The 24,635-nt window shown below is 60.5% G+C and carries 18 protein-coding genes and 1 pseudogene; 7 read left to right on the top strand and 12 right to left on the bottom strand.

Annotation, left to right across the window (positions count from 1 at the left end):
- Nucleotides 1–47 precede the first annotated feature (47 nt).
- Together GGD50_RS14340 and GGD50_RS14345 are read right to left on the bottom strand one after the other, a co-directional pair.
- Entirely contained in the window at nt 48–1,232 is a 1,185-nt protein-coding gene (locus tag GGD50_RS14340) for a DUF1501 domain-containing protein (RefSeq protein ID WP_183938000.1), read from the bottom strand.
- 16 nt (nt 1,233–1,248) lie between these two features.
- Complete coding sequence (locus GGD50_RS14345; RefSeq protein ID WP_183938002.1) at nt 1,249–2,778, bottom strand: DUF1800 domain-containing protein; 1,530 nt, start codon at nt 2,776–2,778, stop codon at nt 1,249–1,251.
- 261 nt (nt 2,779–3,039) lie between these two features.
- On the opposite strand from GGD50_RS14345, the gene GGD50_RS14350 reads away from it, so the two are divergent.
- Nucleotides 3,040–3,252, top strand: coding sequence for a hypothetical protein (locus tag GGD50_RS14350; protein ID WP_183938005.1), 213 nt, complete (start codon nt 3,040–3,042; stop codon nt 3,250–3,252).
- A 189-nt stretch (nt 3,253–3,441) separates the two neighbouring features.
- Here GGD50_RS14350 and GGD50_RS14355 read toward each other — a convergent pair whose 3' ends face one another.
- Nucleotides 3,442–4,344 carry a dihydrodipicolinate synthase family protein gene (locus tag GGD50_RS14355; RefSeq protein WP_183938007.1) on the bottom strand — a complete coding sequence of 301 codons (903 nt, stop codon included), beginning with the start codon at nt 4,342–4,344 and terminating at the stop codon, nt 3,442–3,444.
- A 151-nt stretch (nt 4,345–4,495) separates the two neighbouring features.
- Between GGD50_RS14355 and GGD50_RS14360 the strand changes: the two genes are divergently transcribed.
- The 3 genes and pseudogenes from GGD50_RS14360 to GGD50_RS14370 all read left to right on the top strand — a co-directional run.
- Complete coding sequence (locus tag GGD50_RS14360; protein WP_183938009.1) at nt 4,496–5,200, top strand: GntR family transcriptional regulator; 705 nt, start codon at nt 4,496–4,498, stop codon at nt 5,198–5,200.
- A gap of 99 nt (nt 5,201–5,299) precedes the next feature.
- Complete coding sequence (locus GGD50_RS14365; protein ID WP_183938011.1) at nt 5,300–6,442, top strand: M24 family metallopeptidase; 1,143 nt, start codon at nt 5,300–5,302, stop codon at nt 6,440–6,442.
- 128 nt (nt 6,443–6,570) lie between these two features.
- Nucleotides 6,571–8,222 (top strand): annotated as a pseudogene (locus GGD50_RS14370) (PAS domain S-box protein); the annotation flags it as partial.
- Between the two features lie 25 nt (nt 8,223–8,247).
- On the opposite strand, the gene GGD50_RS14375 reads toward GGD50_RS14370, so the two are convergent.
- A complete protein-coding gene (locus GGD50_RS14375; RefSeq protein WP_183938015.1) occupies nt 8,248–8,961 on the bottom strand; it encodes a DUF899 family protein in 714 nt (237 codons plus the stop codon).
- Nucleotides 8,962–9,093: 132 nt separating this feature from the next.
- The gene (locus GGD50_RS14380) at nt 9,094–9,729 is read right to left on the bottom strand and encodes a DnaJ domain-containing protein (RefSeq protein ID WP_183938017.1); all 636 of its coding nucleotides are present in this window, start codon (nt 9,727–9,729) and stop codon (nt 9,094–9,096) included.
- On the opposite strand from GGD50_RS14380, the gene GGD50_RS14385 reads away from it, so the two are divergent.
- Nucleotides 9,717–9,959, top strand: a complete 243-nt coding sequence (locus GGD50_RS14385) for a hypothetical protein (RefSeq protein ID WP_183938019.1) — start codon at nt 9,717–9,719, stop codon at nt 9,957–9,959. The two genes, GGD50_RS14380 and GGD50_RS14385, sit on opposite strands and share 13 nt — an antisense overlap.
- A gap of 52 nt (nt 9,960–10,011) precedes the next feature.
- Here GGD50_RS14385 and GGD50_RS14390 read toward each other — a convergent pair whose 3' ends face one another.
- From GGD50_RS14390 to GGD50_RS14405, 4 genes are all read right to left on the bottom strand, one after another.
- The gene (locus tag GGD50_RS14390; RefSeq protein WP_183938020.1) at nt 10,012–12,165 is read right to left on the bottom strand and encodes a putative bifunctional diguanylate cyclase/phosphodiesterase; all 2,154 of its coding nucleotides are present in this window, start codon (nt 12,163–12,165) and stop codon (nt 10,012–10,014) included.
- A gap of 280 nt (nt 12,166–12,445) precedes the next feature.
- Nucleotides 12,446–13,948, bottom strand: a complete 1,503-nt coding sequence (locus GGD50_RS14395; protein ID WP_183938022.1) for a DegQ family serine endoprotease — start codon at nt 13,946–13,948, stop codon at nt 12,446–12,448.
- A 276-nt stretch (nt 13,949–14,224) separates the two neighbouring features.
- Nucleotides 14,225–14,884, bottom strand: coding sequence for a DUF2161 domain-containing phosphodiesterase (locus tag GGD50_RS14400; RefSeq protein WP_183938024.1), 660 nt, complete (start codon nt 14,882–14,884; stop codon nt 14,225–14,227).
- A gap of 33 nt (nt 14,885–14,917) precedes the next feature.
- Complete coding sequence (locus GGD50_RS14405) at nt 14,918–15,814, bottom strand: LysR substrate-binding domain-containing protein (RefSeq protein ID WP_183938026.1); 897 nt, start codon at nt 15,812–15,814, stop codon at nt 14,918–14,920.
- A gap of 144 nt (nt 15,815–15,958) precedes the next feature.
- On the opposite strand from GGD50_RS14405, the gene GGD50_RS14410 reads away from it, so the two are divergent.
- Both GGD50_RS14410 and GGD50_RS14415 read left to right on the top strand, forming a co-directional pair.
- A complete protein-coding gene (locus GGD50_RS14410; protein WP_183938028.1) occupies nt 15,959–17,152 on the top strand; it encodes an MFS transporter in 1,194 nt (397 codons plus the stop codon).
- Nucleotides 17,153–17,383: 231 nt separating this feature from the next.
- Nucleotides 17,384–17,761 carry a hypothetical protein gene (locus tag GGD50_RS14415; protein WP_183938030.1) on the top strand — a complete coding sequence of 126 codons (378 nt, stop codon included), beginning with the start codon at nt 17,384–17,386 and terminating at the stop codon, nt 17,759–17,761.
- Nucleotides 17,762–17,941: 180 nt separating this feature from the next.
- Here the strand turns inward: GGD50_RS14415 and GGD50_RS14420 are convergent, their stop codons facing one another.
- The 3 genes from GGD50_RS14420 to GGD50_RS14430 all read right to left on the bottom strand — a co-directional run bounded on the left by GGD50_RS14420 (nt 17,942) and on the right by GGD50_RS14430 (nt 24,547).
- Complete coding sequence (locus GGD50_RS14420) at nt 17,942–21,202, bottom strand: GH36-type glycosyl hydrolase domain-containing protein (RefSeq protein WP_183938032.1); 3,261 nt, start codon at nt 21,200–21,202, stop codon at nt 17,942–17,944.
- 130 nt (nt 21,203–21,332) lie between these two features.
- On the bottom strand, nt 21,333–23,804 hold the full coding sequence (locus GGD50_RS14425) for a glycoside hydrolase family 2 protein (RefSeq protein WP_183938034.1): 2,472 nt from the start codon (nt 23,802–23,804) through the stop codon (nt 21,333–21,335).
- A gap of 29 nt (nt 23,805–23,833) precedes the next feature.
- Nucleotides 23,834–24,547, bottom strand: coding sequence for a FadR/GntR family transcriptional regulator (locus GGD50_RS14430; protein ID WP_183938036.1), 714 nt, complete (start codon nt 24,545–24,547; stop codon nt 23,834–23,836).
- Nucleotides 24,548–24,635: the final 88 nt, after the last annotated feature.

Genomic DNA, 24,635 nt, shown 5'->3' on the forward strand with positions numbered 1-24,635 from the left:
GACCTGGATGGTCGAATGAAGTGCAGCCGGCGCTCCGCGACGACGAATTACACCTTCAGGAATTGCGAAGACTTATCGAAGCTCAGGCCTGGGAAGATCTTCGAGCTGAGGTCGTCGGCGCCGACATCGAACTGTCGATAGAGCATCGCGGCGGCGATCTCACGCACATCTGCGGTGGGCATCAGGTCGCGGTCCTCGAAGAGCTGTTCGTCTTTAATTCCCGGCCATTTGCCAAGCACGCGGCCGCCATTGATGGCCCCGCCCGCCAGCAGGCAGCAACCGCCCGTGCCATGATCCGTGCCGCCGGAGCCGTTCTGGCGGACGGTGCGGCCGAATTCGGTCATCGCCAGAACCACAGTCGTCTTCCATGCATCCGGGCCGAGCGTATTCTTCAATGTCAACACCGCTTGCGTCAGGTCACTGGCCGCTTTCCGAAACTGCGCTGCCTGCTGCACATGGGTGTCCCAACCGTTGATGGAGAAGCTGGCGATGCGGTATTCGCGCAGCAGCATCTTGGCGGCAAGCGCTGCAACATCGGCTATCTGCTCGCCGCGTTTGGTGCCCGGTGCCTCGCCCATCTTAGCCGATTGATCGGCACGTCTTGCCTCGTCCATCGCCTTGGCGAAAGCGGGATCGTTCGCATAAAGGCGTGTCAGGAACTGCATCTCATCCGCACCCATGGCCAGGCCGGAATCCGAGGCCCAGACGTCGACCATATTGGGGCCGGACAGGATTAATTCGGTCGAGGTGTTGATGTCGATCGCCTTGTGCGCCGTCGAGCGCGCGATGCTTCCGAGTGCGCGGTTCAACCATCCCGTCCTTTCCTCGGCGACGTGACCGCCGCCCGATTCCAGCATGTCCTGGCCGTCGAAATGGCTGCGGGCGTCGCGATAGGGCGTCGAAACGGCATGGACGAAGGCTAACTCCTTGGCCTTCCACAGCGGCAGCAGATCCGCGGCCGCCGGATGCAGACCGAAAAACCCGTCGAGATCGAGAAGCCCCTTGTCGGGAGCAAGAGCGATGTCCGGCCGCAAGCCGGCGAAGGATGCTTCCCCATAGGGCTGCACCAGATCGAGCCCATCCATGGCGCCACGCAAGACGATGGTCACGAAGCGGTTGTCTGCGGGCATGGCCGCGAAGGTCACCGGCGTAAAGATCGGCGCAGCCGCGAGACAACAGGCGGAAGCGAGGAAACCGCGGCGGGAAAGCGAGAAGGGCTTGTCGTCTGCCATGAGAATGCTCCTCGCTCTAGCGACGATTGAATTCGGGCGAAGCAAACGCGAGCGTCAGGCCCGTCATCTTGTTCGGCGCTTGCGACACAACCCGGATCGTGTCGTCGCGAGCCGCATCCGCCAGCGTCTCCTTGAGAAATTGCCTCGGATCATACTGCTTGCCATAACGACCGATCGCGCGCCGCGCCCAGGAAATCCGTTCGGAAAGTTCGCCGGCATTGATCCAGGCATCAAAACCCTCGGGAAAGCCGGCCGGGCTCGGTGGCCGCCAGACCGGCTGCCCCATGCGCTGCAACGCGTAGACGCCGAGACCGCGCGGCGCGTAGAAAGTCGCGTCGATTGCGGCCTGCCGACGCTTTGCTTCCTGCGGATCCGGCGGATCAGTTGTCTTGCCGGGTATGGCAGAGCTATTGCTCGGCATGGGCGGATTGTCGTCGGCCGTCGCCTGGCCGGCACCCTCGTCATCGGCGAGCGGATCGACGACTGCACCTGCCGCCGCATTCCTCGGAAGATCGAGTGCCCGCAGCCCGGCCACGACAAAGTCGAAAGGTTGCCGGGCCTTGCTTCCTTCATTCGTCCAGGCGGTCGGATGATCGAGCATCGCGCCATAGACCGCCATCAGGTCGCCATCCGTCTTGCGCCACGCCTGGGTCATCGCGTCGATCATCGCTTGCGGCGGCGTGTCGGAAATAAAATGGAGTGCAAGCTTGCGGCTGATATGCGCCGCCGTTTTCGGGTTCAGCGCCAGATCGTCCAGCATCTGCAGACAATCCCGCTCCGACCGCTGCGTTCGGCCATAATTGACACCCAGCACCTGATGGCTGCCGGGTTCGGCAACTGCCTTGCGGAAATCCACCTCGACCGACTGCCGATCAACAGTGATGCCCGTCAGTACCATCGCGGCGGATCGCACATCGTCCTGCGTATAGCCGCTGCCTGCGCCGAGGGTATGCAACTCCAGCAACTCGCGGGCGAGATTCTCGTTGAGTCCCTTGCCGCGTTTGATGCCGGCGGGAGAATTAGGTCCGAGCGATTGCGTCTGATCGAGATAGATCAGCATCGCCGGATGTTGGGTGGCGCTGCGCAGCAAATCCGGAAATGTCCCGCCGATACGGGGTCGGATCGCCTCTGCCTCGAAGAGGGGAACGATAAGCTTCATCGGCTGAGCCTTGTCGACGCTCACCGAGAAATGGTTCGTCCAGAAGACGGCCAGCCGCTCGTAAAAACCGTTCGGCGAGAAGACCGCCTGGGCAATCCGCGCATCGGCATCGCGCTGGTAGCTCTGCTGAAGTTCCTTGAAGATTGCCTTCTGTTCATCGCGCTTGGCGTCATCATCGATGTCGCTGCTGCGGATGTCGCGGAGACGGTCGGCGACGTTGCGGATCGCCTGGCGGCGCGCCTCGATGCCGCCCACCGGAAAGAGGCAATTGCCGTCGCCGATCCGCATCGGATCGAGCAACGCGTCCTTGTTGGCGGGCGGCGTTTCACCGGGGCGAAAACCGTAACCGAACCGTAGTGCCGCCATGGTCTGGAATGAAAGGCTCATCGCTTGTCACCGCATCACCGCTGAGGTGATACGCTCGCAGGCAATTGTGTCAGGAAAGTTCGGAAATTATGGCGTTTTTCTGACATGGACAATTTGTAATCCCCCTTGAAGGGAGCCTCGTCATAGGGCTATCGTCCAGGTGTCAACTGCTTCAACGGGCTGTCGGCGAGTGGGTTGGATCAGATTTGTCGCAGGCGTCCGATCTGTCCTAATTCCTCCCTAATTTCTCCTCTATGAGGCGAAGCGGAAAAGAGGTGAGCGATGGTCAAATTTATTCATCGGAACATGGCGCTTTTGCTGGCAACGGTCATGACCGCGCTCGCCATCGCCGTGTACAATACGATTTCCCTGCTGGTGAGACATCACCATGCAGCGCTACACGACATCCGTCATGCGATCTCCGTGCTTGTTATCTTTGGGATTTTTTATCTTGTCGTGCGCTATATCCAGGCAATACCGGAAGACGCTGACTAGAATTCCGCAGAAGCTTCAAAGGCCAAAACTGGCAATGCGACGCGTGTCCGGCGTCTAAGCTCTCGACCTCAATCGTCGCCCGCAGAACCCACGCGCCACGAAACTTCTCTTTGCGACGGGCCTGGAATGGCAAAGTCGGCAACCGCATCTCTGCGATTGCCGTCCATAACATGTTCGTGATCAGGCGGCTTAGCGAGCCTTCGAGGGACGCGTAGCGGCTGCCTTCTCGACCATGGCGGTGACTTCGGCGCGGCGGGCGCCGGACAAAGGCAGGCGCGGCATGCGGACGCGCTCGGAGCCACGGCCCATGATCTGCTCGGCGAGCTTGATCGACTGGACGAGATCATGCTCGGCATCCAGATGCAGGAGCGGCATGAACCAACGATAGATGCGGCGCGCTTCTTCCCAATCGCCACGCTCGGCAGCGGCAACGAGCTGTACGGATTCCTCCGGGAAGGCGCTGGTGAGGCCGGAAACCCAGCCCTTGGCACCGAGCATCAGCCCTTCGAGCGCAACGTCGTCAAGGCCGGCGAAAATGTCGAAGCGGTCGCCGAAGGCGTTGATGAGGTCGGTGAAGCGGCGCGGGTCCGGCGCGCTTTCCTTGACGGCCTTGATGTTCGGCACCTCGGCGAGGGCCTCTAACACGTCGGCGCCGATATTGACGCGATAGGCTGGCGGATTGTTGTAGAGCATGATCGGCAGCGAAGTCGCTTCCGCCACCGTGCGGAAATGCGCGATCAGCTCCTCCGGCTTCGGAACATAGACCATGGCGGGCAGGAGCATCAGGCCATCGGCGCCGAGCTTCTCGGCATCGCGCGCATAGGCGGCAGCGCGGCGCGTATCGAATTCTGAAACGCCGGTGACGACCGGAACGCGGCCGTTCACCACCTCAACCGCCGCCTTCAGGATCATGCGCTTCTCTTCCGGGTCCAGTGAATTGTTCTCGCCGCAGGTTCCCATGACGATCAGGCCGTTGACGCCGTCATTGACGAGCGCGTCCTGGACGCGCTGCGTCGCAGCGAGGTCCACGGAAAGATCTTCGTTGAATTGGGTCGTTACGGCGGGGAATACGCCCTTCCATCCTGTCGTCATTTTGGATCCTCGATTGAAAGTGCTTGCGTTATATACAAACTGTCGACAAGATTCAAGAATGACCAGACGACGAAGATGGGTCGATTGCCCGCTGTTGCTGAAAGCCGGCAAAACGAAATAGAAAAACCTTTCTTTCGAAGAAGGATATCGGATGCGGAACGAGGCGGAGAATGTGCGGGTACGGGGCTCGGGCACGCAGAGCGTCTATGCGGCCCTGCGCCGCGAAATCCTGTCGATGGCGCTGGAGCCGGGAAGCCCGCTCGACGAAGTCCGGCTTTCCGAACGCTTTAAGATGTCGAGAACGCCGATCCGCGAGGCGCTGCTTCGGCTTGCCGCAGAAGGGCTGGTGACGACGCTGCCCAACCGCAACACCATCGTTGCGACGATCGATTTTGCCAGCCTGCCCACCTATTTCGAGGCGTTGACGCTGATGTACCGCGTGACAGCGCGCGGGGCGGCGGGGCGGAAGGATGCCGAACTCATGCAGCGCGTGCGCGCCCGGCAGAAGGAATTCGCCGATGCGGTGACCGCCCGCGATGCTTTCGGCATGATCGAGGCGAACCGTGATTTTCATGTCGCCATCGCCGAACTTGCCGGCAATTCCTACTACACCACGTTCTTTGCGCGGCTGCTGGACGAGGGCCGGCGCATCCTGCGTCTCTACTATTCGACCTTCGACGATCGCCTGCCGCGTCAATATGTGGACGAACACGAGGAGATGATCGCCGCCATCGAGGCTGGCGATGTCGAGCGCGCCGACCGGCTGGCGATCGATCATGCGGCGCAGATCGTGCGCCAGATTCAGGAATACATCGCACGTGACCTCGAACGTCCCCTTGCGATTGAGATTTCGTGAGGCGGTTCGCTGTCAACGTATTGCCCACAACCGCATTAGTGTCGATTCAACAGGTATCAGCCGCATAAGAGCCCGGCGTAACAGGAACTGGCAAGCAAGATGACATGGTCCCATCCTATCCCCCGCATCACCGATGACGAGAGGCAGCTCCGGCTGAAACGCCTGAGAGAGGCGCTGGAGACGAACGGAATTGCCGGCATGCTGCTCGGCTCCACGGAGAGCCTGCGCTATTTTACCGGTCTCGTCTGGCATCCAAGCGAACGCTTCCTCGGCGCGCTCGTCACGCCAGCTACACTTTATTACGTCGTTCCGGGTTTCGAGCGCAGCCGCGTGGAAACGCTACCGCATCTGCCTGGCGAAATCCTGGTGTGGGAAGAGGAAGAGAACAGTGCCGGGCTCGTAGTGCGTCAACTGGGTCGAGCCGGTACGCTCGCACTCGACGACGAGCTGCCGCTTTTCTTCTACCATAGGCTCGTCGCCGAGTTCGGCTCCGAAAGATTGCAGGACGGTGGTCAAATCATCCGGAGCCTGCGGCGCATCAAATCTCCAGCCGAGATCGTGCTCATTCAATACGCCATGAACCTGACGCTCGACATTCAGAAGCAGGCGCATGCGATGATGAAGCCAGGTATCAAGGCTTCGGAGGTCGTCGATTTCATCGACCGAGGGCATCGCCAGGTCGGGGCAGACGGCGGCTCGACCTTCTGTATCGTTTCCTTCGGGACGGCAACCTCCCTGCCGCACGGCGCTGACGGCGATCAGACACTTGGCGCAGGCGACGTCGTGCTTGTCGATACCGGCTGCCAGATCGACGGCTATCATTCCGATCTCACCCGGACCTATGTGCTCGAAAGCGGCAACCGCGAATTCGAAGCGGCTTGGGCGATCGAGCGGGAAGCCCAGCAAGCGGTCTTCGACGCAGCGAAGCTCGACGCACCCTGTTCCAGCCTCGACGATGCCGCGCGCAAAGTGCTTTCAAAACACAGTCTTGGCCCCGACTACGGCCTGCCAGGCCTGCCCCACCGCGCCGGCCACGGCCTCGGTCTGCAGATCCACGAGGAGCCCTATATCGTGCGCGGCAACATCACGCCGCTTGCCGCCGGCATGTGCTTCTCCAACGAGCCTATGATCGTCTTTCCCGACAAATTCGGTATTCGGCTGGAGGATCATATCTACATGACGGCGGAAGGGCCGCGCTGGTTCACCAATCCAGCCAAAGGGCCGACCGAGCCGTTCTCGTAAGTGACGAACCGCACTCGCTGACAGGAAACAATGCGCCCCTCCGCGGAACCAAATCACGTTTCCGTAGTTTAACGGCGACTCGAAGACCAAAAGCAGACAGCGGAAGCATGCTTCCGCGATGTCGAATGCATTTGGTCATCGATGCAGTCAGAAATGCGGAGGCGACTTGTTGGGATTTGAGAAGATTGCGCGTGATTTTTCTGGGCGGAAAAAGGTGGAAACCGAGCTCAGGCGGAGTGAAGAGCAGTTTCGCATCCTCGTTCAAGGTGTCGCAGACTACGCCATCTATATGCTCAATCCCCAAGGTTACGTCTCCAGTTGGAACCTCGGCGCACAGCGCATCAAGGGCTACACCCAGCAAGAGATTCTAGGCCAGCATTTTTCCCGGTTCTATACGGAGGAAGACCGCGCGACGCAGCTTCCCTGGCGAGCGCTCGATATTGCCGCCAGAGAGGGCCGGTTCGAAAACGAAGGCTGGAGGGTCCGAAAGGATGGATCCCGGTTCTGGGCAAGCGTCGTCATCGATGCTCTTCGTGATGGCGATGGATCGCTTCTGGGATTTGCGAAGGTCACGCGCGATATCACCGAGAAGAGAGAGGCCCAGCGCAAGCTGGAAGAGGTGCGGGAAGAACTGTTCCAGGCACAAAAGATGGAAGCCGTCGGCCAATTGACGGGCGGAATGGCTCACGATTTCAACAATTTACTGATGGCCGTTCTCGGAAGTTTGGAAATTCTGCGCAAGCGGACCGCTGACAATCCCGATATCACTCCATTGATCGACAATGCCATGCAAGGCGCACAACGCGGTGCCGCGCTGACGCAGCGCATGCTTGCCTTCTCGCGGCGTCAGGAACTCAAGATCGAGCCGCTCGACGTAACCGAGCTGGTTCGCAATATGGCTGACCTGCTGCAGCGCACCATCAATCCGTCGATGACGATCGAGACACGTTTCCCCCTCGGCCTTCCGAGAGTGACCTCCGATCCGAACCAACTTGAGAACGCTCTCTTGAATTTGGTCGCGAATGCACGCGATGCGATGTCAAAGGGTGGACCGCTCGTCATTGCCGCGGAACCCCGGGAGATCGCGAGGGATGAACCCGACGGACCGAAAGCAGGAGCCTATGTGTGCCTCTCCGTCAAGGATGCGGGAGAGGGGATGGACAGCGCGACGCTTGCCAATGCGACCACGCCCTTCTTCACGACCAAGGGTGTCGGCAAGGGAACGGGTCTCGGGCTGCCTATGATAGAGGGATTGATGGCGCAGTCTGGTGGCAAGCTGATCCTGAAATCGCGGAAGGGCGAGGGAACCACGGCCGAGCTTTGGCTTCCTGTCGCAGCGAAAACGGAGGCGAGGAAGGAAGAGCCGGCGATGGAAGCCGCGCCCGCAGGCGGAGGCTTCTTCAATATCCTGGCGGTCGACGACGACGTACTCGTCCTGATGAACACGGCAATTATGCTGGAAGATCTCGGCCATACCGTGCTGCAGGCTCATTCCGCAGAGGAAGCGCTGAAGCTGCTGGACGATCACAATGACATCCATATCGTCATCACCGATCACGCCATGCCAAGGATGACGGGTTCTCAGCTCGCCGCGGCGCTCGCCGAGCGGCGGCCGGGTTTGCCGGTCATTCTCGCGACCGGCTATGCCGAGCTTCCGGCTGGCAGCAACAACGATCTACTCCGCCTGCCGAAACCATTCAATCAGGACCAGCTTGCCGCAGTAATTGCAAAAGCCGTGATGGAGGCGCCGCTTGCCGGCACTGCTGCTGGCGAGGCGTAGGCATCGCTGGGCAATGTTAGTCCGTTCAGGCATGTCCGTAGGTGAGCTTCGGATACCAGTCCCTTGCCCGTCCCTCGGGCGTCATGTCGAGGATTGTCCAGAGCGGCATAAGATCGGGTGCACCGCGCGGATCCTGGCCGGGATCGGCGGTCACGGGACCCATCTCCTCGCTCCAGAAATGCCGGATCGTCCCATCCCTGCGGGTAAAGACATTCACCGCGGCATTGTCGTTGCCATTGGCGCCAAGCGCGCGGTAGTCGCGGCTATATTCGCCCGTCGGGTCGGAATAGAGCGGCAAATTCTGCCAGTGGCGTTCCGTCTTGAAATCGAGCAGTTTTTCGATCGGTGATCGTGCCACGACGGCAATCGCCATTCGCTGTTCGATATCGAGCACTTCGCCCTCCAGCGCCGAAAGAAACGAGGTGCACATCGGGCAGGGCCGTGTCCGCTCCGGGCCGAACATATAGCTGTAGATCAGCAGGGTTTCCTTATCGTCGAACAAATTCTCGAAATCGACCGGACCGTCTGGGCTGATGAACTGATACCGCTTCTTCACAATGCCGCCCGGCGGCAGCGCACGCCGTTGCGCGGCGACGCGCTCTATATGGCGCCGAAGTTCGATCTCTTCCGCCAGCAGGGCGTTGCGTGCCTGCCGATATTCATTGGTCTCGTTGGGAAATCTGGCACCGTTTTTCTGCGCCAGTTCTGCCGCAGGTGTATATCCATCTTCGTTGATCATGATGTTCTCCCTTGCGATTCCATGGGCCGATACCTAGTCGTATGGCACTGTCGGAATTCGACCTGACGCCGGAGAAAACCCGATTGCCGATCGAAAGTTCCAGCATTCGACCGGGCATTGGACAGACGGGAATCACTGGGCGGCGGAGCGGACCCCGGCGGTGTCACCCCATTCGACTTCCGATGTCTGTTCCTCGTTCTCGAGCATCGGTGCGTCCATGACATAAAGATAGCCGTCGAGCATGTCGCACGCGCGCTCGGTGGCGTCGATCTTTGCCTCCGTTTCGCTGATTGCGGTCGCGATGGCCTTGATGCGGGCGCGCAGCATGTGGCCGACGACATCCTTGCCGGGGCGCTTTCCCAGGCGATCCAGATGAAGGCGAATGCGGTCGGAATGACGCTCCAGTTCGCTTTTGCTGAAGTGTGCCTTGCGGATTTCTTCCAAGAGGCTGGCGCGCATATGGGCGACCGGATCGAAGGTTCCAGGCTCGCGCTCGTCCAGAACCATATCGGTGATGAGCTTCTCGATGGCGACCAGCGCCTGCAGATCGACGGCGTCGGTCAGTTCGACGTCATAGCCAGTATCGTCGAACACCTTTCGGCGTACCGGGTCCAGAAGCAGCTCGTAGGCCTTCTGCAGCCGCCCGAACGCCTCGACGTCGCCGCCGGAATCCGGATGCGTCGACTTTGCCCGCTTGCGATAGGCGGTCTTGATCTGCTCTTCGCTCGCATCGCGTCCGATGCGGAGAATCTCGTATGGATCGGTCACTCCAACTCCTGCTGCCGCTCAGCACCGTCCAAAGTCCTGAAGCCCTGATGCCGTCGATGATCTCGGCAGGACGCGGTGCCTGCCGAGGGACGCTTCGTATCCGTCCCCGTTTCTTCTCTATCATCACCTGGGCAGAGTTTGGACAAAAACCGTCAGCACTGGGCGCAGAAACATTCCTTCTGTTGAAAGCCACAGGTCTTTTGAGGATTTTTGCATGGGGTTTCTCGTGACCCCAAACCATGCGTGTCGTTCCTGTCAGATTAGATCAGGCAGACAAAGACTTTAAGGCTGCTTGCGCATTATGCGCGTGACCTCTTCCGCCGGAATGGGTCTGCTGAACAGGTATCCCTGGATGGCATGGCATCCGGCCCGCGATAGAAAGCGGGCCTGTTCTTCCGTTTCCACGCCTTCAGCGATCACATCGAGTTCCAGCGATCGCGCCAGCGAGACGATCGCGGATGTGATCGCCATGTCGTCGGCATCGTCCGGAATATCGGCGATAAACGACCGGTCGATCTTGAGGCGCGACAACGGGAAGCGTTTCAGCGTGCTCAGGCTGGAATAACCCGTGCCGAAATCGTCGATCGCGAGACTGACGCCCAAGGCGTTGAGTTCGTGCATTTTCATGATCGCTCCCTGCACGTCACGCATCAGAAGGCTCTCGGTAACCTCGATTTCGAGCCACTGCGGTTCAAGACCACTCTCGGCGAGGGCCGCGGCCACCTGCCGGGTCATGCCATGTTCCTGGAACTGCCGGGCGGACATGTTGACGCCGATCTTCACAGGAGGGAGCCCCTGTTCCTGCCATTTTTTCGCCTGGCTGCAGGCTTTCCGCAGGACGGCCTCTCCGATCGGAACGATGAGGCCAGACTCCTCGGCGAGCGGAATGAAGTCTCCGGGGAAGACGAGCCCGTCGGTCGGATGGTTCCAGCGCACGAGCGCCTCTACGCCGATAATCTCGCCGGAGATCATATCTTTTTGCGGCTGGAAGTGCAGGACGAACTCATCCCGTTCCACTGCGCGCCTAAGCTCCTCGGAACGTCCGAGTTTCTGCCGTGCACTCTCCGCCATTGCCGGATCGAACACCTCGATGCTGTTCCGGCCGTTCTCCTTGGCGCGATACATTGCCATATCTGCGTTGGCGAACAGTTCCGTGGCCGTTTTGCCATGCATGTCAAAGCAGGCCATTCCAATGCTGCAGGTGAGCTGCAGGTTCATTCCCGCCAAAGTAAGTGGCCTTGCGACGGCTTCGCGAATCCGCGCCAGCCACGAGACGAAGTCTTCCTCGGTCTGCTCCAGCGCCAGAATGAACTCGTCGCCACCAATGCGCGATATCATATTGCCGTGTCCGATCTCCGCGGAGATCCGGTTCGCCACGATCTTGAGCAACTCGTCGCCGGCCGCATGGCCGAGGCTGTCGTTCACGAGTTTGAAATTGTCGATGTCGAGGAAGACGACCGCGACTTTCCGCGACGTTTTATTGGCCCGCCGCAGCATATCATCGAGCTTTCGGTCGAGCAGCGTACGGTTCGGCAATCCGGTCAGGGCATCGTGCTCCGCAAGGAAGGTGATGCGCTCGGCGTCATAGTGACGGTCGATCGCGATACCGACCGTCTGTGCGACGCCCGTCAGGAACTCCCACAGGCTTGCTTCATGGCAGGATATTCGGAGGGCGAGTACGCCGTGCTGTCCGCCGTCACCCGACGAGATTGCAAGGCGGCGCCATGATGCCGGATTGTCGAGGATGTCTGCCGGCAAGACCGAAGCGGTGCGTGCGGATGGGGAAGCCGCCGCGATATGGAGTTCCTGGGCGCCTTCATCGTGCAGGAGAATAACGGTGGCCGTACCGGGGATGACCTCTTCGAGCAGATCGGCGACGTCGCTGAGGAATGGGTCAAGGCGTACTCCCTTTGCGACCGCTTTGAGGAGCTGCGCCTGGGCCTTCATCAGGGCTTCCCCGCGTTTACGGGCCGAGATGTCCCGCGATGCGCCAACGACGCCGATCACTTTTCCGGTTTTATCCCTGAGCGGAACGCGCGACATCATCAGCCAGCCTTCGCCTCTCAGGCGGCGCTCCTCGAATCCAAGATCGGGTTCGCCGGTCTCCATGACGCGTCGCTCGATGACAGCTATGGCATCAGCCGCCGCCGAAGGATGGATATCGGATTCAGTCAGCCCGACCATATCCTCTATGCGCTCAAGTCCGTTGTTCAGGACAATGGCCCTATTGGCGAAGAGGAATCGGCCTTCCAGATCCTTTGCGTAGATGTAGTCGGGCACATGGTTGATCATGGCCTCGAGCCAGTCGTAACGCTCGGCAAGACTGGGCTCGCTGGACTGCGGAAGCTCATCCGCCAAGTGCGCGTGCGCAACCGGTTCTTCGGCATCCGCCGGTACCGTAGCCGCAACCTGTTGTCCACTTGCCGCCTTGTACATCTGTCCCTCACAATCCACGCTTTGCTACAGTGTGAGCAAATCGTTATGTATCAGTGAAAGTCCCGTTGCGGGACTGTGGTATCTCGGTCTTCTGTGGCGACATCGTAAATCAGTCGTTGACGACAATATTCCCGTTCAAAAATTCCCTCGCTGCGCCGTCGCTTAAAACGCGATGTCTGGAGAATTGCCGCCGCTATCACGCCAAATAAACACGCCGGCGCCCCGCCTCCGATGACGGAGACGAGGCGCGGGTCCTACAGCAGTTGTCCTTTAAAGGTGCTTATGCTGCTGCGAACGGCACAGCCACGAAGGTCTTGTTGCCGTCGCGCTGGATCAGGAGCAGGACGGATTTGCGGCCTGCCTTGCCGGCTTCAGCGACCGCGCTCTGGACTTCATGGGCATTATGGACCGCTTTGTCGTTGACCGAGACGATGATGTCGCCCTGCTGGATGCCGGCTGCTGCTGCCGGCTTGTCCGGATTGACGCTGGCGACAACGGCGCCCTCGACATTCTGCGGCAGGTTTAGCTGTTGCTTGACATCAGGGGTCAGGTTGGCGAGACCGACGCCGATGCTCGGCTGGTTGGACGGCTGAACTTTACCGTCACCCTTGTCGTTGGCCGCCTGCTTACTGTCGTCGTTGCCGCCGACAGTGACGTTCACATCGATGCTCTTGCCATTGCGCCACACAGTGAGCGACCGCTTGTCACCCGGAGAAAGATCGGCAACCAGGCGCGACAGATCCTTGGGCGTCTTGACGGTTTCGCTGCCGACGGCCGTGACGATGTCGCCGCTCTTGAGACCGGCATCAGCGGCCGGCGTTCCATCGCTGACATTCGCGACCAAGGCGCCCTGCGGCTGCGAAAGGCCAACGGCAGCGGCGACATCGGCCGTGACCGGCTGAATGGCGACGCCGAGATAGCCGTGATCGATCGAGCCGTTCTTTTCAAGCTTGGCGACGATCGCCTTGGCTTCATCCGAGGGAATGGCGAAGCCGACGCCGACGCTGCCGCCATTGGGCGAGTAGATGGCGGTGTTGATGCCGACGACATTGCCATCGCGGTCAACCAGCGGGCCGCCGGAATTGCCGTGATTGATCGGAGCGTCGATCTGGATGAAATCGTCATAGGGGCCGCTGTGCAGGTCGCGGCCGCGGGCCGAAACAATGCCGGCGGTGACGGTCGTACCGATACCGAAGGGATTGCCGATCGCCAGGATCTGGTCGCCGAGCTTCAACTTGTCGGAATCACCCCAGGCAACGGTGGCGAGTGGCTTCGGCGCCTTGATCTTCAATACAGCCAGATCGGACTTGGCGTCGGCGCCGAGGAGCTTGGCCGGCAGCTCGGTGCCGTCATCGAGCGTCACCTTGATGTCGGTGGCATTTTCAATGACGTGGTTGTTGGTGACGATGACGCCGTCCGCGCTGATGATGAAGCCGGAGCCGAGTGCCATGGGGCGCTGCGATGGACGATGTTGCGGCGCTTGTTGCTGCGGGAAGGGGATGCCCTGGTTCTCGAAGAACTGGCGGAATTGCTCATCCATCGGGGAGTCGCCGACATCCGCGCTGGTGTCGGTGGCCTTCATCGTCGTGGTGACGGTGACGACTGCCGGCTTGTCGGCGTCGACGATCGACGCGAAGGAACCGCTTGGCGCAATGATACCGCTGGGTTCGGCGGCGGCTATGGCAGCGGGTGTGCTGAAGGCGAAGGGCAGGGCGCCTGCGCCGACGATGATGGCCGCTCCGACGATGGCTGCGGCGCGATGCTTGCGAAGTAGATTTGACATGGCAAATGTCCCTTACGAGATCGTTGCGATATGGCGACTTGGGCCCATGCCGGGAACCAGGCGTCGAACGGAGTGCCGTTTCTAGTCCTTCTGGAGAACTGCGATTATTCGAAGTTACTGCGGAATTTGCAGTAGAAAGAAGAAATGGCGCTGGATGTTTATATGATCCGCCCGATGAGATTTACAAATTAAATATTGATCATGTTTATATTACAATTTTGCAAGACATTACTAGAATTTAATGTTGAAATGCCCGAATTTCTTCACGTTTATTGTTTATGCGCCGTCCGCCTGAGGCCAGCGCTTCAACGCTTCCGAACCGAGTTCGGTCAGAGCGTAAATGCCGCGGTCGACGCGTTCAAACCAGCCATAGACATTGTGCTGCAGGATCTTTGCGGCTTCGGGAGCGTTGGCGCGAATATCTCTAGGACGCTGTTGTCCGTTCTGGATTGCCATCGCACAGGCAAGCGCCTGCTGGCGATAGGCGGTCATGATCGGTGCGCGCGTGCTGCCGCCGAGCGCGGGGTCGCCCTTGCGCCGCTTATGTTCCTCGACAAGACGTGACCGCCGGCGGACATTCTTGCGCGGCATCGGCGAGACGGGGCTCACGATGACGTCAACCGTGCCGTTGTCGGAGACGGCCAGCATGCCGAAACCGAGGCGGCGGCAGAGATCGCGAAAACGGCGGTCGTTTTCTCGCCCCTTGCCCTTCGCCGAGACGCGAGCAGCAATCCACACTTCATCGCTTGCCGCCGCCCGATCGACCGCCTGCAGCACGAGTTCGAGATTAAAGACCAGCTTCAATTCGCAGATCACGACGACAGGCGGCTCGTCGCCACTTAGGCCGACAAGATCGCAACTGCCGATTTCGCCCTTTGCCGTGTAGCCGGCCGCTTCCAGGAAATTCTTGATCGGAAGATAAAGCGCCGTCTCCAAATCCTGCCCTCTGCATATCTTATAGTCAGCGTTCTACGTGATTCGCGATGCCAGAAAGTCAATAAAGGCGCGGATGCGGGCGGCAAGATAGTCATGGCCGGCATAAACGGCGTGGATCAGCTCGACATCTCCCGCATTGAAATCGTCCAGCACTGGCACCAGCACGCCGGCCTCGATATCCGGCTGCACATGAAAATATCCGACGCGGGCAAGGCCAAGACCGGCGAGACAGAGGCTGCGCACCGTCGGTCCATTGTTGGCTTGCAGATTGCCATAGACCGGTTTCACGAATTCCGATCCGGTGGCCGGATCGCGAAAGGGCCAGCCTTCGACGGTCGGGCGGAAATTAAAGGTCAGGCAATTGTGGTGGTCGAGATCGTCCGGTGTCGCCGGCATGCCGTGTTTTGCCACATAGGCCGGTGACGCAACGATGACGCGTCGTCTTTCAAGCAGCTTGCGGGCTTTCAGCGAACTGTCGCGCAATGGTCCGGAGCGAATGGCGACATCGGCCCGTTCGCCGACGATATCGATGATGTTGTCGCTGAGCGAAATATCGAGTTCGACCTCCGGGTAGAGCGCCAGGAAATCCGGGATGAGCGGCACGATGCAGCGCACCCCGATGGCAACGGAGGCGCTGACGCGCAGACGCCCGCGCGGGACCGCGGCACCTCCGGCAGTCACCATGCGCTCCGTCTCCTGTATTTCGGCGAGGATACGTTGAGCCCGCTCGAGATAGACCTCTCCCTCCGGCGTCAATTGCAGCGAGCGCGTGGTGCGTACGAGCAGGCGCGTCCCGAGCCGGTCCTCCAGGCGCGTGACGAGCTTGCTGACGGCAGACGGCGACAGGCGCAATTTCCGTCCCGCCGCCGAGAAGCTGCGAAGCTCGGCAACCTGCGCGAAGACGTCCATTTCACCGGCTCGATTATCCACGCTTCCCTCTATCTTTGAATTCAATTCACAAGTGTTGAGTTTATGTAGCTAATTATCGATCGAATGTCTTGGGGCCATATTCTGTCCGAACAAGAACCAGTGCCGCCGGATATTGCCGACTGCCTTTTTCGATCGGGTCATCCCATGCCATCAGCTCTCTTTGCCTTGACGATCGCGGCCTATGCGATCGGCACAACCGAATTCGTCATCGTCGGTCTGCTGCCGACGGTCGCGACCGATCTTCATATTACCCTGCCGCTTGCCGGCCTCATCGTCAGCGTCTACGCGCTTGGCGTCACCTTCGGCGCGCCGATCCTGACGGCGCTTACCGGCCGCATCGAGCGCAAGCCGCTGCTGCTCGGCCTGATGGCGCTGTTTGTCGCCGGCAACGGCATGGCGGCTTTGAGCCCCGGTTACGAGCCGCTGCTTGTCGCCCGCGTGCTTTCGGCCTTCGCACATGGCGTCTTCTTTTCCGTCGGATCGACCATCGCGGCCGATCTCGTGCCGGAAAACCGCCGAGCCTCGGCGATTGCCATGATGTTCATGGGGCTGACGGTCGCAATCGTCACCGGCGTGCCGCTCGGCACATTCATCGGCCAGACCTTCGGCTGGCGGGCTACCTTTGCCGCCGTCGCCGTCCTCGGCGTCATCGCTTTTGCCGGCATTGCCTTGCTGCTGCCGTCAAATCTGAAGAAGGCGCCGCCGGCCGGTATCGGCGAGCAGATCCGCGTTCTCGGAAGCGGCCGGCTGCTGATCGTCTTCGCCATGACGGCGCTGGGCTATGGCGGCACCTTCGTCGCCTTTACGTTCTTGGCCTCGATACTGCAGGAAGTGACAGGCTTTGCGGCCTCCGCCGTCAGCCTGATCCTGGTGCTCTACGGCGTTGCCATCGCGATCGGCAATGTCGTCGGCGGCCGCCTTGCCAACGGCAATCCGGTCAAGGCGCTGACGGGACTCTTCATCGCTCAGGCGATCGTACTCGTGCTTTTCAGCTTCACGGCCGTTTCGCCGTGGCTGACAATTCCGACACTGGCGGCTCTCGGCTTCCTGTCCTTCGCAAATGTGCCGGGCTTGCAGCTCTATGTCGTCCAGCTTGCCCGTCAGGTGCGTCCAGCCGCGGTCGATGTTGCCTCGGCGCTGAACATTGCCGCCTTCAATCTCGGTATCGCCGCCGGCGCCTGGATCGGCGGCCTGGTGGTGGAATCCTCGCTTGGCCTCGGCGCCACGCCCTGGGTCGGTGCGATCCTGGTCGCCGCTGCCCTTGGCCTCACCCTCTGGAGCGGCGCGCTCGACCGCCGCTCTGCCTCTGTGGCGCAGCCTATCTCCTGCGCCGCCTGATGGCTCAGTCACAGCGACCGTTAAATTTCGTAACAAATAAGAACACAACGCAAAATACCAGTGAGCATAGTGGGCGAGTTGGATGCAGCGCGCGAGCCGGAAGGCCATGTCTGCTGCCAAGCCAACTCCAAGCGCCTCATCGCAAGAGGCCTGCACATAAGCTGAAGGGACCAGTGCCGGGAGCGCGTTAGATCGCTCTCCTATTGGAAAGAAACGACAGAGGAAATGCCAATGAGGGTTACCTTCATCGCCTTGAGTGTGGCGGCTGCAATTACGATGGGCCTTGTCAGTCCCGCTATTGCTCAAGTTGTCGTTCACGAGGATCAATCGTCGAGCGACGACTACTCTGATCGGGACCAAACGGAGTCCGATTTTCTTCATGCCTGGAACCGACATCACGATGCAGCCAACAGATGGGGCGAGCGTCGCGACAATTTCGGTCCGGATGATGTTATACGCCTCCTGGAACGGCGCGGTTATCAAGTCAGAAATTTAAAGGACGTCGGGGTCCGTTATCTGGTTGAGGCGACGCGCGGCGACGATAATCTCCTCGTGAGCGTATCTCGAGGAGGCGAAATTATGGGCGTAGTGCACGATAGCGGCTATTGAGAGGTCGGTGGGGCTATCGCCTAGAGCAGTTCCGCGCTTCACGGAATCGCGGAACTGCTCTATCTCTTTGTTTTCACGCAATTCCGGACGGAAAACCGCTACGCACTTTTCCTGGAATTGCTCTAAGACTGCCCTACCGCAAAATTCGAAGGGAGCCGCAACAAGCGGCTCCTTTCGCGATTACGCTTCGAAATCTAGTTCGACCTTGGAAACGGCAATTGACGACGGCAATAGCGGCTGGCGGTTACGTTTGCCGAAGTGCCGTTTGAAGCCGAAGACATTGTTGATCAGGCTTTTCGTATAGAGACCGGGGCCGCTCGAATAGATGCGCCAGCCGCCATCGACGGCGATGTCGCCGGCCTTGACGCGACCCCAATCATCGGACGCGTGATAGCGATCAGCGAACGCGGCGTCGCTGCTGCTGAAATAGGTGTTGCGCTGGCGCAGCGATGCATGGTCGAGCCGGCCGCTGACCGCGATCGGATTGGCGAGTGCCAGCGCGTTCCAGACGCCTTCGGCATCCCCGTCGATAGCCAGCGCCTCGCAATAGCGCAGATGCGCATGCACATACATCAGCCCGATCTCGCGTCCGAAGAAGGACGAGGATTCGGCGCGGCGGAACAAAGTCTCGGGGCCGCCGGCATAGGTCGCCGGCTTTTCCATCAGTCTCACGCCATCCGGGAAAAGGAGATTGTCCTCGATCAGCTTCATGTGCGCATGCCGCTGTTCCGGCGTAAAGAGGCCACCCAGCATCGGCTGCGTCATTGCGATCAGCGAATAATGCAGGCCGGTGCGCGTATCCTGCGGATGCAGCAGCAGCTCGACGCCATCATGGCTCGGATCGAAGACGCCGTAGCCCGCGACGACGCCGTCGCGCATCAGGAGGCGGTTGAAATCGCTGCGCATGGCGGCGGCCGTTTCCTCGAGCGCCTCCGCTTCTCCGCTGCGGCTGCACAGCGTCAGGATCGCGGCGTACCGCACCACTTGCTCGTAAAGCAGAGAGACGGTCCAACTGCTGACCATCCAATCGCGCAAATGCGGATCAGCCGGTTGCAGGCTGTCGTTCCAATCGCCTTCGCCATAACGGATCAGGCTGGTGCCGGGCACGAAACGGCTGCGCACGGTGTCGAGCAGCTTATCGATATGCGCGGAAATCGTCGCTGTCTCTTCGGTCCGTTGCATCGTGTCGTCGGCGCGCCACGGCACGGTTTCGGCCAGGAAGGCAAGATCGCCGGTCGTCTCGATATAATCGCAGAGCGCCTTCAGCGGCCAGACGACGATATCGCCATGGCTCTCGCCGGCGCGGATATTGGCATAGGGCTCCAGCATGAACCATTGCGGCCAGTCGCCCCGGTCGCGATATTGCTCGGAAAAGACGGTGCTCAGAACCTGCTTCACCTCGACATCGTGTTCATAGGCGAGCAGGAATTCCACCGGTCCCTGGCAGACGTCGCGCGTCCCCCAGGCGGCACCCGTATATTGTTCGAGGCCGTGCGGCACGCTCAGATGTACGATCGCATCATGCGCAAGCCAGGGCAGCATCACCGCCTGCGCGGTAAGGTCCGGCCCATCGCCGTCGATGCGGGCGCCCCGCGTCACATGGTTCCAGAAGCGCTGTGCAGGAGCGAGCATCTCTTCACTGCTGACGCCAGCCTTATACCGTGCGGCAAGACGCTCACCCGCCGCCGTGTCGGTCATCGATCCGGTGACGGCAAAGCTGAAGCTTTGGGTCGGGCGCGACTTGAGCGCGATGAAGGGGCCATTACGAGACGTGCCGTCGCTATAGAGAAGCTCATCCCCGCCGATCGCCTCGAAAACATCCGGCGTCGAGGTGACGAGGTGGTATGCGGCTTGCGGATAGCGATCCCAAAGCCAGGACGGCTGGGGCCGGAACGAGATCTGCTTGGCCGCAGCGTCGATCTCGATGTTTGCAACGGCTTCATAGTCGCGTTCGCCGAGCACGATATGGCCGAATACCAGGAAACGGCAGGCCGCGCCTTCGACCGCAACATTCCACTGCATGGACGGGTCGTCGCCGCAAGCAATTGCAGTCACCGTGATGGTCCGGCCGGCGAGCCGGTAGATCCAGCGGACATCACTCAACCCGATGTCGAAAGCAGCGGGAACGCTGAGGAGGCGCCAGCCTTCGCCGAAATCCACGAGGATACGCAGGCCGCTCGCCCGCGTCAGATTATAGGGGTCGCGGGAGACCGAGAAGAGCTTGTGGAAGGAGGTATTGCCGATCGTCAATTGAGCGGCAAAGATGCCCTGCATCCAGCAGGTCGCGGCCAGCGTCTGGTCATCCAGCAGCATGTTCTGGCCGCTGCGGACGATGGCGCCGTGACGGCGTGCGACGACACGCTCTTTCTCACGCAGTACGATATGGCGGTTCAGCGTGCCTTCCGGCACGAAGAAGGAATAAAGCTGGCCATCGATGCGTTCTTCCAGCATCCGCTTGGGATAAAGCCGCTCGATCGTCGCTTCGTCCAAAGGCTCGGTCACGAACAGCGGCGCGTCCTGCACGAGGCTGCGAACCGGCGTTTCGCCGGCAATATCGGTCTTTACCAGTTCGCTCGGGGCCTGCGGTAGGACATCAAGCCTTGCAAGGTCGGCATCGCTGGAAGCTGCGGGATGATCGGCAACGAACAGGCCGAAGAATGTTGTGGTTGCCGCAGTCTTTGGCGTGAGCGTGAGCGGCTTCGACTGGATTGCCGGGCACGCGACCTCGTGCTGTCGGCGCGTGCTCGGCAGGCTTTCACCAAAGCCTGGCACCATCTGCGCATCGCCGCTTGGGGCAGGCACCACCAACTGGATCGCGTCCGTGGCATAGGCGGCCGCGCCATCGAGGCAGCCTTGCGCCAGCCAAGGATTGCGCCCGCCGCCCTGCTTGAGATTTTGTCGGTTCATCACGACCGGGCCGAAGGCGGAATGCTCGGCAATATGATGGTCGATATATTGCGAAGCATAGGCCTCGCTGTTCATCAGGAAACCGCGATCGCCGAGGCCGACGTCCTGCACCAACACGAGATCGGCCGAAAGCGCGTCGCCGGTCGTATTTTCAAGCGAAACCTGCCAGAACCAGGCGCTTTCGTTGGAATGGAGCTGCAACCGCACCGTATGCCTGATGCCAGCGGTTTCGCCGCCCCAGCAAAAGCTCGCCTCGTCCTGGCCGAAACGCACCGCAGCTTTCGGACCAACGATTTCGGCGACCTCGGGCTGCGAGCCGCCGACGCGCAGATAGAGGCGCCCGATGCCGCCATAGACAGGCGACCCCAGCACCTGGTTGATCATCACGCCACCCTGCTTGTCAGCGAAGTCGATGGCAAACAGCGTGCCGTTCGGCAGCGCCGATACCGACAGGCCGGCAGTATTGGAAAGCGTGGAAAGACCGAGTTCTTCGCGCCGTGGCGTCTGAAAGCTGCGATTGGATTCCAAGGACATAACCGGTGTCTCGCTGATTCATGGGTCGGGTGAGCGACACTAGATCATAAGCCGCCGCTCGATCATAGGAGGCAATTTGCCGTTTCCGATCGCAATGTTTCGCAACGCCCTTTTCGGTCCGTGACCGGCATCATCGAGGCCGGGCTGTACCTGCAACCTGATTGGCCGTGCGAACAACAGAGGAAAGATCGGCATCGTCCCAAGCCTCTTTCGACACGCCCTTGATGCGAAACGTCTTACTCTCGCCGGGCATCAAGTTGACCAGCATATCGTCGACCTCGGCATTCGGACTGATGCGGTCGGCAAATAGGCAGAGATCGCGCAGGAAGGATTGCGCCGTGATCGTGACGGCGATGCCGTCGGCGATCTGTTCGGCCTGAAGCTCGAAGCGAGGCTCCGGATATTGCAGCTTCATATCCTTTTCGAAGAACCACCAGGCTTCAGTATCGCCGAGGCGGGCACGCAGGAACTCGCGCTCAGGATTGCCGGGCGTCGCAACATCCTTGGGAATCGGGATTTCGGCATTTTCGAAGCGGTCGCAGAGGATGCGCCAGACGGAGTGGCGGGCGAGAAGCGTGCCGTTGAAATCGAAGCGCTCGATGGCGAAGGGGACGCGCCAGAACAGGGTCGCATCATTGACGGCGATCGCGGCGAGACCATCGCCGCGCGGCTGGATCGTCAGGAGATGCGGCGCATAGCTGTTACGCAGGGCGTACCAGAGCGGCTTCTTGCGACCCGCACCGTCAATCGCCGCCCAGGAGGTCACCGGCCAGCAATCGTTGAGCTGCCAGACGATCGCTCCCATGCAGGCGGGGCGATGCGAACGCATATGGTCGACACCGACGCTGATGGCTCGCGCCTGGTTGAGCTGGGTGACGAAAAGCCAGTCGTCGAAGTTTCCCGGGGCAGGAAACCAACCTTCCAATCCCTTGATCAGCTTGTCGTTGCCGCTGGTCGCCTTCTGGTGATGCAGGACGCCGGGCGATGCGGGCGCTCGATTTTTCTCCCGCACGGATTCGGTAAGTGTCGCGTAGGTCGGCGGTGCCTGCCAGCCGAACTCTGAGCAGAAGCGCGGAATATAGTTGCGGTAGGTCTCGTATCCGACCTCGTTCCAGACATCCCAGATATGCTTGCAGCCATGCTCGTCGGCATTCGGCGCAATATCCATCGAGCCGGAATAGGGGCTCCCGGGCCAATAGGGCCGCGTCGGATCGATCTCAGCGACCAGTTTCGGCAGCAGGTCGAGATAGTAGCCGGCGCCCCAGGGGCGATTGGCGAGCACATCCTGCCAACCCCAGTCGAAATAGCCCCAGATGTTTTCGTTGTTGCCGTTCCAGAGCACCAGCGAGGGATACGGCATCAGCCGGGTGATCGCCTCGCGCGCCTCCGCCTCGATCTCGCCATAGACCGGTTCCTCCTCCGGATAGGCGGCGCAGGCGAAGAGGAAATCCTGCCAGACCATGATACCCGCGGCATCGCACTCTTCGTAGAAGATATCGGTCTCGTAAATGCCGCCGCCCCAGACGCGAAGAATATTCATATTGGCGTCGCGTGCCTGGGCGATCCGCACGCGATAGCGCTCGCGCGTCACGCGCGGCAGGAAGCAATCCTCCGGAATCCAATTGGCGCCACGGGCAAAGATCGGCACGTCGTTGATGACGAGGGTAAAGGCGGAGCCGATGTCATCAGGCGCGGTGTCGAGCCGCACGGAGCGAAAGCCGACGCGGCGTTGCCAGCGATCCAGCGTCGCTCCGTCGGAGCCCAGAAGCTGAAGATCGAGATCGTAAAGCGGCTGATCGCCGAGCCCATGCGGCCACCAGATTTCCGGATTGTCGATGCGGCATTCCACGAGGGCATGTGTCTCGCCCTGCGCTATTCGGACCTCGGATCGCTTGCCGCGGATCGACATCACGAGAGCGGCGCTATCCGTGCCTTCGGCGGCCCATTCGATCTCGATGCGCAGGCGCGCGACACCGTCACTGCCTTGCAAAGCGATTTCCGGACGGACAACGGCGAGACGCGCCTTCGACCAGCTCTCGATGGCGATCGGCTTCCATATGCCTGAGGTGACGACGCTCGGCCCCCAATCCCAGCCGAAATTGCAGGCCATCTTGCGAATGAGGTTGCCGGGTCCGGGATAGTTGGCCGGAATATCGGCGGCCGAACCGAGCGCGCTGCGGACTGCCTCGCCATGAGCATAGGCGGAATCGAAGTCGACGATCAGCTCGTTCCGGCCCTCTTTGAGATGCTCGAGAATATCGAACCGATAGCCGCGGTGCATATTGCTGGTCTCGCCGAGCAATGTGCCGTTCAGCTCCAGACGCGCCGCCGTATCGAGCCCGAGACAGGAGAGATCGACGCGATCCGCCTCTTCGTCGTCCCAGTCGAAAGCTACCCGATAGCGCCAGGCCGAGCGGCCGATCCAGTCCTGGGAGATCTCGTTGACATCCAGATAAGGGTCGGTGATGAGCCGGGCCGACAGCAAATCGAGATGTACATTTCCAGGCACGGCGGCCGGGATCGTCGCGGGCAGGGAGGGGGCCGTGGACGGTGCGCGAAGGCGGGAAACGGTCCAGCCCGTGTCGAGTGCCAGTTTCTTCATGCTTGCGGTCCGTCATGAAATGGATTGTGTCAAATCTGCCGTGGCTCTTTGGGAGGCTGGATGAACTGCAGCCCGGCATGAAGATGACGATTCATATGATAGGCATAGGCGATGCGATCCCGCTCTTTCAAGGCAGCGATGATATCGCAATGTTCGTCATGGGCGCTTTCCACAGCGGCGCGGGAGCGCTTGCCGGCCTCCATCAGTCGCTGCAGCAGCGGCTGCAGAATACCATAGACCTGTGACAGCGTGCGGTTGTCGGCAAAGCTGATCAGCTCGGCGTGGAACTTGAAATCGAATTCCGCCGCTTCCGACAGTTCCGGTGCAAGTCTCATGGCGTCGTTGATGGCTTCCAGCCGCGCAATGGCGGCTTCGTCGATGGTCTGAAACAGAAGATCGGAGAGATTGACCTCGATCAGCCGACGAAACCCCTGGATGTCCAAAAAGCTTTCGGCGGACATGTCGATGGCGAAGGAGAACAGTTCCATCAGCGCCTGTTGGCGGCGGTCGGTGATGACGGCGCCGACCTTCTGCCGGCTTTCGACGATGCCATAGGCCTTCAGGATGCGTATCGCTTCGCGCACGGTATTGCGGCTGCTGTTGAACATCGCCGCCAGCTCGATTTCCGAGGGCAGGGCGTCGCCGAGCCCGAGATTGCGCTCGCGCATCAGCCGCCGGATCGCGTCGACCACCTGGTCTACCGCCGATCCCTTATCCTCGATCTCAGCGGTTTCCATTGCCATGCGTCCTCCAACTGCCGAAAGGATATTGTTGGTCAATAAAGGATGTCAAGCACGGGAGATAATAGACTTTCGCGGGTTTATGGATATG

Source organism: Martinezella paranaensis (genome assembly GCF_014200235.1).
Taxonomy (GTDB): domain Bacteria; phylum Pseudomonadota; class Alphaproteobacteria; order Rhizobiales; family Rhizobiaceae; genus Rhizobium; species Rhizobium paranaense.